12 protein-coding genes and 1 pseudogene are annotated in these 13,687 nt (G+C 72.9%); 10 read left to right on the top strand and 3 right to left on the bottom strand.

Features of this window, described 5'->3' with window-relative positions:
• Window positions 1–74: 74 nt before the first annotated feature.
• A complete protein-coding gene (locus tag ACFYWI_RS00390; protein WP_389223144.1) occupies window positions 75–905 on the bottom strand; it encodes a pentapeptide repeat-containing protein in 831 nt (276 codons plus the stop codon).
• A gap of 399 nt (window positions 906–1,304) precedes the next feature.
• Window positions 1,305–3,719, bottom strand: a complete 2,415-nt coding sequence (gene lon / locus ACFYWI_RS00385; protein ID WP_389223141.1) for an endopeptidase La — start codon at window positions 3,717–3,719, stop codon at window positions 1,305–1,307.
• 431 nt (window positions 3,720–4,150) lie between these two features.
• On the opposite strand from lon, the gene ACFYWI_RS00380 reads away from it, so the two are divergent.
• Both ACFYWI_RS00380 and ACFYWI_RS00375 read left to right on the top strand, forming a co-directional pair.
• Window positions 4,151–4,798, top strand: a complete 648-nt coding sequence (locus ACFYWI_RS00380; RefSeq protein WP_389223138.1) for a GNAT family N-acetyltransferase — start codon at window positions 4,151–4,153, stop codon at window positions 4,796–4,798.
• A 109-nt stretch (window positions 4,799–4,907) separates the two neighbouring features.
• Window positions 4,908–5,174, top strand: a pseudogene (locus ACFYWI_RS00375) (DUF3626 domain-containing protein); the annotation flags it as partial.
• A gap of 129 nt (window positions 5,175–5,303) precedes the next feature.
• Here the strand turns inward: ACFYWI_RS00375 and ACFYWI_RS00370 are convergent.
• A complete protein-coding gene (locus ACFYWI_RS00370) occupies window positions 5,304–5,966 on the bottom strand; it encodes a rhomboid-like protein (RefSeq protein WP_389223135.1) in 663 nt (220 codons plus the stop codon).
• A gap of 142 nt (window positions 5,967–6,108) precedes the next feature.
• Between ACFYWI_RS00370 and ACFYWI_RS00365 the strand changes: the two genes are divergently transcribed.
• The 8 genes from ACFYWI_RS00365 to ACFYWI_RS00330 all read left to right on the top strand — a co-directional run bounded on the left by ACFYWI_RS00365 (window position 6,109) and on the right by ACFYWI_RS00330 (window position 13,536).
• Window positions 6,109–6,684 (top strand): RNA polymerase sigma factor, encoded by a 576-nt coding sequence (locus ACFYWI_RS00365; protein ID WP_389224400.1) that lies wholly within the window; start codon window positions 6,109–6,111, stop codon window positions 6,682–6,684.
• Complete coding sequence (locus ACFYWI_RS00360) at window positions 6,681–7,856, top strand: zf-HC2 domain-containing protein (protein ID WP_389223132.1); 1,176 nt, start codon at window positions 6,681–6,683, stop codon at window positions 7,854–7,856. Before ACFYWI_RS00365 ends, ACFYWI_RS00360 begins: the two co-directional genes overlap by 4 nt.
• Window positions 7,853–8,680: an ABC transporter ATP-binding protein gene (locus ACFYWI_RS00355; protein WP_389223129.1), complete on the top strand. Its 828-nt coding sequence runs from the start codon at window positions 7,853–7,855 to the stop codon at window positions 8,678–8,680. The genes ACFYWI_RS00360 and ACFYWI_RS00355 overlap by 4 nt, the downstream gene beginning before the upstream one ends.
• Window positions 8,677–10,077 carry a hypothetical protein gene (locus ACFYWI_RS00350; RefSeq protein WP_389223126.1) on the top strand — a complete coding sequence of 467 codons (1,401 nt, stop codon included), beginning with the start codon at window positions 8,677–8,679 and terminating at the stop codon, window positions 10,075–10,077. Before ACFYWI_RS00355 ends, ACFYWI_RS00350 begins: the two co-directional genes overlap by 4 nt.
• Window positions 10,074–10,697, top strand: coding sequence for a hypothetical protein (locus ACFYWI_RS00345; protein WP_389223124.1), 624 nt, complete (start codon window positions 10,074–10,076; stop codon window positions 10,695–10,697). The genes ACFYWI_RS00350 and ACFYWI_RS00345 overlap by 4 nt, the downstream gene beginning before the upstream one ends.
• A gap of 165 nt (window positions 10,698–10,862) precedes the next feature.
• On the top strand, window positions 10,863–11,585 hold the full coding sequence (locus ACFYWI_RS00340; RefSeq protein WP_389224398.1) for a spermidine synthase: 723 nt from the start codon (window positions 10,863–10,865) through the stop codon (window positions 11,583–11,585).
• 113 nt (window positions 11,586–11,698) lie between these two features.
• Window positions 11,699–12,436, top strand: coding sequence for a response regulator transcription factor (locus ACFYWI_RS00335; RefSeq protein WP_389223120.1), 738 nt, complete (start codon window positions 11,699–11,701; stop codon window positions 12,434–12,436).
• On the top strand, window positions 12,433–13,536 hold the full coding sequence (locus ACFYWI_RS00330) for an ATP-binding protein (protein ID WP_389223117.1): 1,104 nt from the start codon (window positions 12,433–12,435) through the stop codon (window positions 13,534–13,536). Before ACFYWI_RS00335 ends, ACFYWI_RS00330 begins: the two co-directional genes overlap by 4 nt.
• The last annotated feature ends 151 nt before the right edge of the window (window positions 13,537–13,687 follow it).

Below are 13,687 nucleotides of genomic sequence, written 5' to 3'. Positions count from 1 at the left end.
GGCCGGGGGACCCCCAGGAGTGTGCCCCCGATCCGCTCTTGCACCGCCGCTGTCCGCCCCGTCGCGCCCCGTCGTCACGACCAGTGCGTGGGGCGGGTCAGCCCGGCCGGAAGCCGGGTGACGCTATCGCCCCGGGCGGCGTTGAGCTGCGGCTGGGTGAGGAAGATGCAGCCGGTCAGATCAGCGCCGGACAGATCGGCGTCCCTGAGGTCGGCCCCGATGAGGTCGGCCAGCCGGAGATCGGCCCCCGACAGGTCGGCGGCGATGAGATACGCGCCCCGCAGACTGACCCCGCGCAGATCTGCCCCTCTGAGCCGGGCACCCATCAGGTCAGCGCCCCGGCGGTCCTTCTTCTTGCCGCCGGCCTCGGAGCGCACGAGCTCGCTGGTCCGCAGCAGCAGGACGTTGACGTCCTGGCGGTGCGCGGCGACATCGAGCTCCGTGAGGGCATCGGGGCCGAGCCGGGTGAGTTCCCCGATCGTCCGCCGCTGTCGGCGCAGGCCCGGGTGCAGCTCGCGCGCGGCACCCAGCGTCAGCGCCTCGTCGATGTACCAGAGCAGTTCGTGCAGCTGCCGTACGACGGGGAACACCGCGAACATCTGCTGGGCGGTGTCGGGGGCCTGCCGCCAGTCCTTGCCCCCGAAGATGACCTGGGAGACCTGCTGCCCGGCACCGAAGCAGTCGTACACGGTGCAGCCGGGGAAACCGCTCGAGCGCAGCCGGGTGTGGATACCGCAGCGGAAGTCGGTCCGCAGATTGCCGCAGGGCTGCCCGGCGTCCTTGGTCACCGCGAAGTCGGCGGAGGCGGAGAAGGGCAGCGCCACGCAGCACAGCCCGAAGCAGCTTGCGCAGTCGGCGCGCAGGCCGGGGTCTTCGCGTCCTTCGGGGGCGGGCGAGGTTTCCATCCGCCCATTGTGGAGGACCCGCGAAGCCCTCGCCCGGGGCGGGGGAACCGGGCAGCGGTCCCGGCGGCAGGACCGCCGACAGCGTCGCGTCGGGCTGCCGGACCATCAGGAACGGTCGCACCCAGGACCGCCGGCAGCGGTCGGGCCCGGCGGCAGGACCGCCGACAGCCCTCACGCCGGGCAGCGGAACCGGCGGCCGGACCGCCTACAGCAGTCGCGTCGGGCGGCGGACGAGGCCGGCGGCCGGCCCGGCGACAGGATGGCGGACGGCAGCCGGGCGGGGCGGGCGGACCAGCAGGAGCGGTCGACCTCAGTGGCAGGACCGCCAACAGCGGTCACGGCACCGCGGACTGCGGTCGGGCCCGGCGGTGGTCACCGCCGGGCCCGTGGCCGCACGGGTCAGGCCGCCGCGGCCGGCACCAGCTCCTTCGCCGGGGAGAGCGTGAGCTCCAGCACCTGCCGCACGTCCGTCACCGGGTGGACCTCCAGCGTGTCGAGGATCTCGGCCGGGACATCGTCCAGATCCGCCTCGTTCCGCTTCGGGATCACCACCGTGGTGATGCCCGCCCGGTGCGCGGCCAGCAGCTTCTGCTTCACCCCGCCGATCGGCAGCACCCGCCCGGTCAGCGACACCTCGCCGGTCATCGCCACATCCGTGCGCACCTGACGCCCCGACAGCAGTGAGGCGAGCGCCGTGGTCATCGTGATGCCCGCGCTCGGGCCGTCCTTGGGAACCGCGCCCGCCGGGAAGTGGATGTGCACGCCCCGGTCCTTGAGGTCGGCGACGGGCAGTTCCAGCTCCGCCCCGTGCGAGCGCAGGAAGCTCAGCGCGATCTGCGCGGACTCCTTCATGACGTCACCGAGCTGACCGGTCAGGGTCAGGCCGGCCGCGCCGGTCTCCGGGTCCGCCAGCGACGCCTCGACGAACAGGACGTCGCCGCCCGCGCCGGTGACCGCGAGGCCGGTGGCCACACCGGGCACCGCGGTGCGGCGCTCGGCCGGGTCCTGCGCGGACTCGGGCACATGGTGCGGCCGTCCGATGAGCGGGCGCAGCTGCTCGGCACCGATGCTCAGCGGCAGCTCCTGATCGCCCAGTTCGTGCTGCGCCGCCACCTTGCGCAGCAGCCGGGCCACCGAGCGCTCCAGGTTCCGTACGCCCGCCTCGCGGGTGTACTCCCCCGCCAGCTTGCGCAGCGCGGACTCCTCGATGGTCACCTCGCCGGGCTCCAGGCCCGCCCGCTCCAGCTGGCGCGGCAGCAGATGGTCCCGGGCGATGACGATCTTCTCGTCCTCGGTGTAGCCGTCGAGCCGGACCAGCTCCATCCGGTCGAGCAGGGCCTCCGGGATGGCCTCCAGCACATTGGCGGTGGCCAGGAAGACGACGTCGCTCAGGTCGAGTTCGACCTCGAGGTAGTGGTCGCGGAAGGTGTGGTTCTGTGCCGGGTCGAGGACTTCGAGCAGGGCCGCGGCCGGATCGCCCCGGAAGTCGGACCCGACCTTGTCGATCTCGTCCAGCAGGACGACCGGGTTCATCGAACCGGCCTCCTTGATGGCCCGGACGACCCGGCCGGGCAGGGCGCCCACGTACGTACGCCGGTGGCCGCGGATCTCGGCCTCGTCGCGTACGCCGCCGAGCGCGACCCGCACGAACTTCCGGCCCATCGCATGCGCGACGGACTCGCCGAGCGAGGTCTTGCCGACGCCGGGCGGGCCGACGAGCGCGAGCACCGCGCCTCCGCGCCGTCCGCCTACGACCCCGAGCCCGCGGTCGGCACGCCGCTTGCGCACCGCGAGGTACTCGGTGATCCGCTCCTTCACGTCCTGCAGGCCCGCGTGCTCGGCGTCCAGAATCGCCTTGGCGCCCTGGATGTCGTACGCGTCCTCGGTGCGCTCGTTCCAGGGCAGCTCCAGGACGGTGTCGAGCCAGGTGCGGATCCAGGAGCCCTCAGGGCTCTGGTCGCTTGAACGCTCCAGCTTCTCGACCTCCTTGAGGGCGGCCTCACGCACCTTCTCGGGCAGGTCGGCTGCCTCGACGCGGTCGCGGTAGTCGTCGGACTCGTCCGCGGCGTCGGCGGCCTGGCCGTTGAGCTCGCGCAGCTCCTTGCGGACGGCCTCCAGCTGACGGCGCAGCAGGAACTCGCGCTGCTGCTTGTCGACGCCTTCCTGGACGTCCTTGGCGATGGACTCGGCGACCTCCTGCTCGGCGAGGTGCTCGCGCAACTGCTCGGTGGCGAGCTTGAGGCGGGCCACCGGGTCGGCGGTCTCCAGGAGCTCGATCTTCTGAGCGGTGGTCAGGAACGGCGAGTAGCCGGCGTTGTCGGCGAGCTGCGAGATGCCGTCGATCTGCTGGACCCGGTCGACGACCTGCCAGGCGCCGCGCTTCTTCAGCCAGTCGGTGGCGAGGGCCTTGTACTCCTTGACCAGGTCGACGACGGCGCCGGGCACCGGATCGGGTTCGACCTCCTCCACGGTCGTGCCCTCGATCCACAGGGCGGCGCCGGGCCCGGTCGTACCGGCACCGACCCTGACCCGTCCGCGACCGCGGATGAGTGCGCCGGGGTCGCCGTCGGAGAGCCTGCCGACCTGCTCGACGGTGCCCAGCACACCGGTGGCGGCGTAGGTGCCGTCGATCCGGGGGACGAGCAGCACCTTCGGCTTGTCGCCCGAAGTGCGTGCTGCGGCCTGGGCGGCCTCCACCGCGGCCCGTACATCGGTGTCGGACAGGTCGAGAGGCACCACCATTCCGGGCAGCACGACCTCGTCGTCGAGCGGCAGCACAGGCAGGGTGAGCGGTGAGGACGTCGTCGAAGCCATGATCTCCCCTTACACAATCGAACGCAGTCAAGTTGAGTTGTACGCACTCAATGCACGTGAGCCCCGGGATGTTCCCCGCGTGCTGTTCGCTGTGAGCGATCGGCCTGTGACCAGGGCGTGAAGGGCCCGGAGTGGCCCGCGAACGACGCGATCCGAGTGAGCGAGATCGGCGTGCCGGGCCGCCGGGCGCAAGACTGCCCGGCGGGAGGCGCCGCGCCCCTCCGGCGCCCGCGCCGTCGCAGTGCGGTCGCATCCGGCACCCGTATCGAGTGCGACCGTCCCGTCACCCGATCGTCGGGCGGCCGCGCGGGGCCCGGCGGTTCCGCACGGCGGGTCGGCGTGAGACGGCTCACAGATCAGCGGCCGCACGGCGGACCACCACGCATCAGTAATAGCCTTTACTTCATAGAGCCTATTACCTGGAGTGACGGATGCCTTTCGAGTCCACCGCCCTGACCATCCGCGCCTGGGTCGACGGCTGGGTCGTCTCTCGGGGTGCGGCGGACCCCGTGGTCAGGCCCTGGGGGTTCACCGTCGACGTCGGGCAGGTCACGCACGCCACCCGCCACGTCCTGACCGCCGACGACGAAGCCACTGTGCGCAAGGTCGCCGCCGAGGTCGCCGCTCCGTCGGTCTGGCTGAAGGTGTTCGCCGATCCCGGGGCCGTCCGGTCCTGGGTCGGCCCCACGTGGGCGGTCGACGAGCCCGGCTGGCTGATGTCGGCGCGGCTGCGCCGCACGCCCACCGCCGTGCCCGACGGCTACACCCTGACCACCTGGACCCGTGGCGGCGTCACGCGGGCGCTGGTCGTGGCCGCCGACGGTTCGTTCGCGGCCCGCGGCCAGATCGCCCCCACCGGCCCCACCGCCGTCGTCGACCAGGTGGAGACGTCGGCCGCGCACCGCCGCAAGGGGCTCGGCTCCCTGGTGATGCGTACGCTCCACAACACCGCGGTCGACCAGGGCGCCACCATCGGGGTGCTCGGCGGGACGCCGGACGGCCGGGCGCTGTACGAGTCCCTGGGCTGGCAGGTGCAGGCCCCGCTGGTCAGCCTGTTCCACGTGCCGCACGGGGTGTGATGCAGCGGCGAAATCCGCCTGCTCCGGCTGGGGTTGGCGCGCCATACTGCGGCGATGACGCCCCTGCCCAGATCCACGGGGACACCGATCTGGCGGCGACGCTGAGACCCTGGTGGTCGACCCGTCGTTCCGGGACACCGATACGGGGCGGCTGCTGGCCGGAACGGCCCGGCGGTGCGGCATCGCGCTCGAGTGGCACGCCGGGTTCACGCCGGCGCCGGACGAGGTGGACGCGGAGTTCAGGGGCCCGGTGATGGGGCCGCTCGCCGCGCACGTCTGCGCCACCCACGGGCGCACGGGCCTGCTCGACGCGGAGGTGATCGGGCGCGCGGCGGCCTCGGTGGTACGGGAGCCGCAGGCGTGGACGCGGTGGGGGGCCGGGACGAGGTGCCGCAGTACGTCAAGCAGCCGTGGCACGTGTTGGTGCGGTTCGGGCGCCGATCCTGAGGTATCGCTCCGGCCGCATGCCCTGCCGCGGCGGTCCGGGCACCGGATCCGCGGCGTCCTAAGGGGCTCGCGCCGCTGCCCGGCGCCGTACCGCAGGCCCGCACGCGATGCCGACGAGCAGCGCCAGCGGATGGCCCCACGCGGTCAGTGGGTCCTCGAAGGCCAGCAGGTCATGGAGCAGCACCAGGGACACGGCCCCGAGCAGCACCGTGCGCGGCGGTGGGGACAGCAGGACGGCCAGCGCTCCGGTGCAGGCCATCAGCCCGAAACTGATCCCGTAGTCGAGGCGGTGCAGCGAACTGTCGGGCAGCCGTCCGGCCGCGACCGAGAGCCCGACGGGTATCTCGGTCGCGAGTGTGGCGGTGACATGGCCGAACAGGAAGACTCCGGCGGTGCGCTGGCCGCCGACGCGGCGCTCGAGCGCGGTCAGCACGAAGACGAACATCACGGTGTACGGGGACGCCGGACCGCCCGCCACCCACAGCGCGCTGGCGACGAGAACGAGCAGCCGATTGTGGGCCAGATGGGCGACGTCCGTGCTGGAGTCGCGCAGCAGGGCGGCGACCGTGCCGGGATCGGCGTACGCGGTGAAGAGGGACGTGGCGATCAGAACGAGGGCGTAGCCGAAGGTGAACGGGGTGCCGGTGGGCGTCGGCAGCAGCCGGGCGAGCCGTCGCCACGGCGAGGTACCGCGCGCGGCGGGGGCACCGAGATTGCACACCGGGTACGCCCCTTTCGCCGAGCCCCTGTTCACACCCTGGACCCCACCCAATCCGATCACCCTCTCGCGCGTCCATGCTGTACGCCACATGGGGACGTGAACCGGTGCGCCGGTCGCGAGCGATAGAGAGCACGTGAGACTGATGCGCCCCTCGGGGGGAGAGCGGGACGACGACGCGGCACTGCTGCGGGCGGTCGCGCGCGGGGACACGGAAGCGCTCGGCCTGCTGTACGACCGGCATGCCGGCTGGCTGCACACCCGGCTGACGCGGCGTTGCACGGATCCGGAGACCGTACGGGAAGTGCTGCAGGACACCTTTGTGACCGTGTGGCGCTCGGCCGCCGCGCACCGCGGCGGCGAGGCAGGCGGCTGGCTGTGGGTGATCGCCGCGCGCCGCCTGGTCGACGCGCAGCGGGCCCTGGCAAGGCAGGACCGCACGGTCCATCAGCCGGCCGAGCCGGTGCCGTCCGCGGAGGAGCGGGTGCTGGCCGGCCTGGAGTACGGGGATGTGGGCACGGCCCTCGACCGGATCTCGCCGGAGCTGCGGGATGTCCTGCGGGCGACGGTAGTCGACGGCCTGACGACCCGCGAGACGGCGCGGCTGCTCGGCATTCCGGAGGGAACGGTCAAGACCCGCGCCCTGCGGGCCCGCCGGGAGCTGCGCGCCGTGCTCGGGCAACTGGCGGCCGGTACCGATGCGTTGGGAGGCACGGCGTGAACGACTGGCATGTGAGCGAACGGCTGGCGGCGCAGTACGCCAACGGCTCGGCGTCCGAACCGGACGCCTGGTCCCTGGAGAAGCACGTCGAATGCTGCACCGCCTGCGCGACCCGTGTCTCGGCGGCGGCGAGCGCGGGGCCGGCGGCACCGTTGCTGGCGGAGGTGCGGGCATCGGTCCTCGCGACGGCGGCGGTGTCGGAGCCGTCACGGAGGTCCGTACGGATCCGGCTGTGGGGGTGGCGCCCGTCGTCCGCGGCAGGTGATTCCCGCTCGGGGAGGCGCGCGTCCGTCCCGGCGGAGAGCGCCGGCCCGCGGGAGCACCTGCCCGGCTCGCCGGGACTGGGCGCGGCGCGCGCCGAGGAGCCCGCCCGCGCGGTCGGCGATGTCCGCGGGCAGGCCGCCCCGGACGGTGTCACCCCGCGGCCGGGTGCACCCGCAGGACTCGCGGCCCGTGCCACGGTTACCCGGCGGCCGGGTGCACCGCTTGCCGGACCCGCGGCGGGGGCCATCGGTCTGCACGGCCCCGAAGGCGCGGGACGCGGCCGGCCGCTCGGGTGGGTCGCGCGGGCTGTCTGGGCCGCGGGGCCCGCGTTGCACCGGGCCTGGCTCGTCGCGCTCGGGCTCGTCGTCGCCGCGGCGTTCGGCCTTGCGTACGTGGCGGGGCTCGGGGACGTACAGCCGGCCCTGCTGCTGATCGCGCCCGTGGTACCACTCGCCGGCGTCGGGCTCTCGTACGGACGGCACGCCGATCCGCTGTACGAGGTCGCCGCGTCCACTCCGGCCGGCGGGCTCCGGCTGCTGCTGACGCGGGCCGCCGCCGTGCTCGCGGTCAGCATCCCGTTGCTCACGGCGGCCGGCGCCCTGCTGCCTGCGGCGGCCGACGGGCCGGGGGCCGCGGCCTGGCTGCTGCCCGGGCTGGCACTGACCCTCGCGGCCTTGGCGCTCGGTTCCTATGTCGGCTGCGAGGTCGCCGCCGGCGCACTGGCCCTTGGCTGGATGGTTCTCGTCGTCGCGCCCGTACTGGCCTCGCTGCCGCTGGACATCGCCGCACGGCTCGCCGCCTATGTGGACGGACCTGCCGTGCAGGGGGCCTGGGCCGCCGGGGCCGTGCTGTGCGCGGGGCTGCTCGCGCTGCGCCGTTCCTCGTTCGACCACCTGGAGAAGATGTGAGCACCACAGGGAACACCCTGAACGGCCTGAACACCGTGCAGGTCACCGGGCTGACGGTCCGGCACCGCAAAGCCCTCGCCCTGGACGACGTCGACGTCTCCTTCGGGACCGGGGTCCACGGGCTGCTCGGCCCGAACGGCGCGGGCAAGACCTCACTGATCCGGGTCCTGGCGACGGTCGCCGCGCCCACCGGCGGCCGGGTCGAGCTGCTCGGCCGAGATGTGTCGCAGCACCGGGAGCGCACGGAGATCCGGCGCAGGCTGGGATATCTGCCGCAGGAGTTCGGCTACTACCCCGGATTCACGGTGCGTGAGTTCGTCGCGTACGTGGCCTGGCTGAAGGAGATGCCGGCGAGCACCGTCCCGGACGCGGTGGAACGCGCGGTCGAGCGGGTCGGGCTCGGCGACCGTATCGACGCCAAGGTCAAGACGCTGTCGGGCGGCATGGTCCGCCGTGTCGGCATCGCGCAGGCGATCGTGAACGAGCCGGAGCTGCTGCTGCTCGACGAACCGACCGCCGGTCTCGATCCGGAGCAGCGTGTCGAGTTCAGAGCACTGCTCCGGGAACTGGGCAGCGCTTCCACCGTGATCGTCTCCACCCACCTCGTCGAGGACGTGGCCGCCGCGTGCTCGGAGGTGACCCTGATCGAGTCGGGCCGCCTGGCCTACCGGGGCGCGACGGCCGAACTGACCGCTCTCGGCAAGGACTCCGCGGGCGACAGCGGCGCCAACCTGATCGAACGCGGCTACACGGCTGCCCTGCGAGCCCACCGTGCCGCGCACGCCGGGCACTTCGCTCCGGCCGGATCGGGGGCGCCGCGTTGAGCACCCTCGAGACCGGGACCGAGACCGGGATCGAGACCAGGATCCGCACCGCGTCGGCCCCCGGAGGCCGCACCCGCACCGCACCGCACCCCCTGCGCAGCGAACTCCGGCGCGGCTTCGCACCATGGGCGGGCCTCGCGTTCTCCGCGACCGTGGGGATCGCGATGGCCATGAAGGCACCGCAGTGGCAGGGCAGCTGGGGTGCAACCCAGGCCGACCTGCATATCGCGAGCACGTTGCTCGGCGGCCCGCTCGCGGCCGCGGCGGGCTGCTGGCACGGGGGCAGGGAGCGCCGCCGCCGCACCGACGAGCTGCGCGCGTCGGCCGCCCGCGGCACGCTTGCCCAGTTCCTCATGGCATCGCTGCCCGTGGCGGCGTGGATCGCCGCCGCATACGCGGTCGTGGCCGCCGGAGTGTTCGCCGCGACCTGGCCGTACGCGTCGGCGAGCCGTCCGCTGCTCTCCCCCGCGCTCGCGGACGCGGCGTTCCTCGTGGCCATGACGCTGCTGGGGCACGTCGTGGGGCGACTGGTGGCCTGGCGACCGGCGGCACCGGCGCTCGCCGTGTGCGGATACCTGGCGCTCGGCGTGCCGACGTACGGGACAGCCGGGATCCGCCACCTCAGTCCGGCGTCCGCCTCCGACACCGGCGACCTGCTCCCCGTGTGGTGGCAGCCGCTCGCCGCGACCGTGTGGGTGGCCGGTCTGGCGGCCGCAGCGGTCCTCGCCTGCGCGGCCTCCCGCAAGTACACAGCGCTGCTTCCCCTCACCGCCGCGGCCGTGGCGGCCGTGCTGATCACCCAGACCGGCGACCGCATGTGGCGCGACGACCCCTTGGCGCACCAGCAGGTGTGCGACACCTCTGTACGACCCCATATCTGTGTGAGTGCCCTCTATCCAGGGCTGCTGCCGGAGGTCAAAGCTGCGCTGTCCGGCCTCACCCAGCGTCTCGAAGGCGTCGAGAACCTGCCGGTCCGGTTCGAGGACCTGGCCGGGGAACCGAAGCCGGACGAGGCCCAACTGCCCATGCTGACCCCGATGGGCTGGACCCTGGTCCGCGGCGAGCTGACGGATCCGGAGCGCTACGCGGGGGAGGCCGCCGCCGCCCTGGCCGCGGGGGACCCGTGCGAGGCGCGTCTGGGGGACGAGCGCGCGAGCCGGGTCGACAGCACGGTGGCCGACTGGCTCGGTCCCAGCCGCGTTCGGGACACGATCGAGCGCGACAGTCTCCGTTGGGCCCAGCAGAACGGCGACAAGAAGGTTGTGGCCGGTATCGAGGCCGACGGGGCCGCCCGCGCCCGGCTGGCGTCCATGGGCGACGACGAGCGCCGCGCATGGCTCTCCCGCTACTTCGCGACCGCCGACAGCTGTGACCCGAAGCAGGTGCCCGCCCTGTGACCTCGTACCCCGCACTCCGACGGTCGCTCCGCGGCCCCCTGCTCTTCGCCCGCTCACGCGCCATCCCGCTCGCCGTGGCCTCGCTGGCCGCGATCGCGGTGCTCGCGGTGTGGGGCGCGCACGGCCTGGACGCCTATCTCGAGCCTTCGCGCCGGGTGCCGGTCGTGGCCCTCGCCCCGCTGCTGTCCGCCGCCGTGATCGGCACCGGCCTGCACCCGTACATGGACGAGCTCGACCGTACGGCCGTGCGCCCCTGGTGGCCCCGGCGGCTGACCCAGCTGCTCGGCCTCACGGCGCTCGCCGCGACGGTCCTGGCGGTCGCGGTGCTCGGGCATACGGCCGAGTTCGGCGCCCCGGCCATGGCGCGCAACGCGCTCGGCGCCATGGGCATCACGGCCGCCGCGGCCGTGATGATCGGCGCGCGGCTGAGCTGGCTGCCGGCCTTCGCGTACGTCAGCGCGATCTACCTGGGCGCGGGCCGGGTACACGGCCACGGCGCGCAGATCTGGGCCTGGCCGATGCAGCCCGGCCCTCAGGCGGGGGCCTGGGCGGCAGCGGTGGCGCTGTTCGTCGCGGGCGCGTCCGTGTACGCCTGGCGGGGGCCGCGGCGCGAAAGCTGACCGGCGCCCGCGAGCCACGGTCCCGGCCGACGCGAGGGGCGGCCGGGCCTGCGGCCCGCAGGCACCGCCCCGGGCCGTTGGGAAATGGTTTGTCCCCCACGCCCCCACCCCGACAAGATGGCCTTGATCCGTGTCGTCACCGCCAGCCGCCCGGAGGCCATCGCCATGCCGTTCCCCGCCGTTGACACCGTGGTCACTCTCGACCGGCGGGAGGGGCCCTACGGCGAGGTCGTCCTGCGGCGGCGCGACAGCCCCGAGGCCGAGCACAGGGGCGGGGACGCGGAAAGCCCCGTCTACGAGATCATCGCCAACGGATGCTTCCTGATGGACACGTCCGACGGCCGCTCGGAGCGGCTGCTGGTCGACGCGGCCTACGACGCGCTCCCCCCGAGCCGTCCCGCCCCAGGCGTCCTCATCGGCGGGCTCGGGGCCGGTTTCTCCCTGGTCCGTGCCGCCGCCAACCCGGGCTGGGGCCGGATCACGGTCGTCGAACGGGAGCAGGCGATCATCGACTGGCACCGCACCGGCCCGCTCGCCGCGATCTCCGGCGAAGCGCTCGCCGACCCCCGCAGCGTGATCCTTCACACGGATCTCGTGACCCATCTGCACACGACCACGGACCGCTGGCACGCTCTCTGTCTGGACATCGACAACGGCCCGGACTGGACCGTCACCGACGACAACGAGAACCTCTACTCACCGGCCGGACTCGCCGCCTGTCAGCGGGTGTTGGAGCCCGGCGGAATCCTCGCCGTATGGTCCGCGCAGCCCTCCCCCGCATTCGAGGATGCGTTGCGGAATGCCGGATTCAGCGGGGTAAGAACCGAAGAGATCCAGGTTGCCCGAGGAGTACCGGACGTGGTTCACCTCGCGGTTCGCCCTGCGTAGCCGGGACGCCGTCGGTGCCCTTACGCTGCTGGACGACACACGGGGATCACCACGGGATCTACCTCGATCCGGATCCCCATGCAGCTCGCGAGAACGCGGAACAGGGCGGGGCGATGGAGCAGACACACACCACGCACAACGGAGTCGCGGCCACCCCCGGAGCCCAGCGCCGGGTGCTGGTCGTCGAGGACGACGCCACGATCGTCGACGCCATCGCCGCACGTCTGCGGGCCGAGGGCTTCCTGGTCCAGACGGCCCTCGACGGCCCTGCCGCCGTCGACGCCGCGGAGGCATGGCAGCCCGATCTGATGGTCCTCGACGTCATGCTGCCCGGATTCGACGGGCTCGAGGTCTGCCGCCGCGTCCAGGCACAGCGGCCCGTCCCGGTGCTCATGCTCACCGCCCGTGACGACGAGACGGACATGCTGGTCGGTCTCGGTGTCGGCGCCGACGACTACATGACCAAGCCGTTCTCGATGCGCGAGCTGGCTGCCCGGGTGCATGTACTGCTGCGCCGGGTGGAGCGTGCCGCGCTGGCCGCCGTGACGCCGCGCAGCGGGATCCTGCGGCTCGGCGAGCTGGAGATCGACCACGCCCAGCGTCGCGTGCGGGTACGCACCGAGGATGTGCATCTGACGCCCACCGAGTTCGATCTGCTGGTGTGCCTGGCCAACACTCCGCGCGCGGTGCTCTCCCGGGAGCAGCTGCTCGCCGAGGTGTGGGACTGGGCGGACGCCTCCGGCACCCGCACGGTCGACAGCCACATCAAGGCGCTGCGCCGCAAGATCGGTGCCGAGCGGATCCGTACCGTGCACGGTGTCGGCTACGCGCTGGAGACACCCGCGCCATGAAGCGGCGGCCTCGGGGCAGGTCACGTCCGCGGCCGCGTTCGGCCCCTCTCGTCATCTCGATCAAGACCAGGCTCGGCACGCTCGTCGTCGTCTCGGTCTTCATCACCACCGGCCTGCTGCTGGTGGCGCTGCGCACCGAGACCGAGCTGCGCTTCATCACCGTCTTCTCGGTGATAGCCACTCTGCTGATCACCCAGTTCTTCGCGCACGGCCTGACCGCGCCGCTGGACGAGATGAACACGGTCGCCAAAGGCATATCGCACGGCGACTACACCCGCCGGGTGAGCGGCGCCGACCGCCGCGACGAGCTCGGCGACCTCGCCTCCACGATCAACCGCATGGCCGACGATCTGGAGGCCGTGGACCAGAACCGCAAGGAGCTGGTCGCCAATGTCTCGCACGAGCTGCGCACCCCGATCGCCGCGCTGCGCGCCGTGCTGGAGAACGTCGTCGACGGGGTCTCAGCCGCTGATCCGGAGACGATGCGCACCGCGCTCAAGCAGACCGAGCGCCTGGGCCGGCTGGTCGAGACCCTCCTGGACCTGTCACGTCTCGACAACGGGGTGCTGCCGCTGCGGGCCCGACGCTTCGAGGTGTGGCCGTATCTGTCGGGCGTGCTGAAGGAGGCCAATCTGGCCTCGTCCCAGCGTGGCCTGGCCTCGGGGTCCGGCCGTCACACCCGTACGGATGTGCACCTGCACCTGGATGTGTCACCGCCCGAGCTGACCGCGCACGCGGACGCGGAGCGGCTGCACCAGGTAGTGGCAAATCTCATCGACAACGCGGTGAAGCACTCGCCACCGCACGGCCGGGTGACGGTGCGGGCCCGGCGCGGGCCGCTCCCGGAGTCGCTGGACCTGGAAGTGGTCGACGAGGGCCCCGGTATCCCGGAGCAGGAGCGCCACCGGGTCTTCGAGCGCTTCAACCGGGGCCAGGTGGCCTCGCCGCACGGTCCCGGCAGCGACGGCGGTACGGGACTGGGCCTGGCGATCGCGCGCTGGGCGGTGGATCTGCACGGCGGACGCATCGGCGTGGCCGAATCCGCACGTGGCTGCCGGATTCAGGTCACTCTTCCGGGGATCCCGTCGGCGCGGGGTTGACGTAGGGTTCGAACCGGAAGAACTCGTTCTGCGCGCAATTGGTCAGGACACGACAGCGCGTGGACAAGGTTGCAGGCCAGAGGCCTGTAGCCGTACTCCGCTGTACCCTCACAGGCGCGGAACCAGGCTTGTTTCCCGCCATTCACATCCC

Origin of the sequence: Streptomyces sp. NPDC002889 (assembly GCF_042888425.1) — a bacterium.
Taxonomy (GTDB): domain Bacteria; phylum Actinomycetota; class Actinomycetes; order Streptomycetales; family Streptomycetaceae; genus Streptomyces.
The sequence above is the reverse complement of the archived record's forward strand: the minus strand, read 5'-3'. Positions and strand labels throughout refer to the sequence as shown.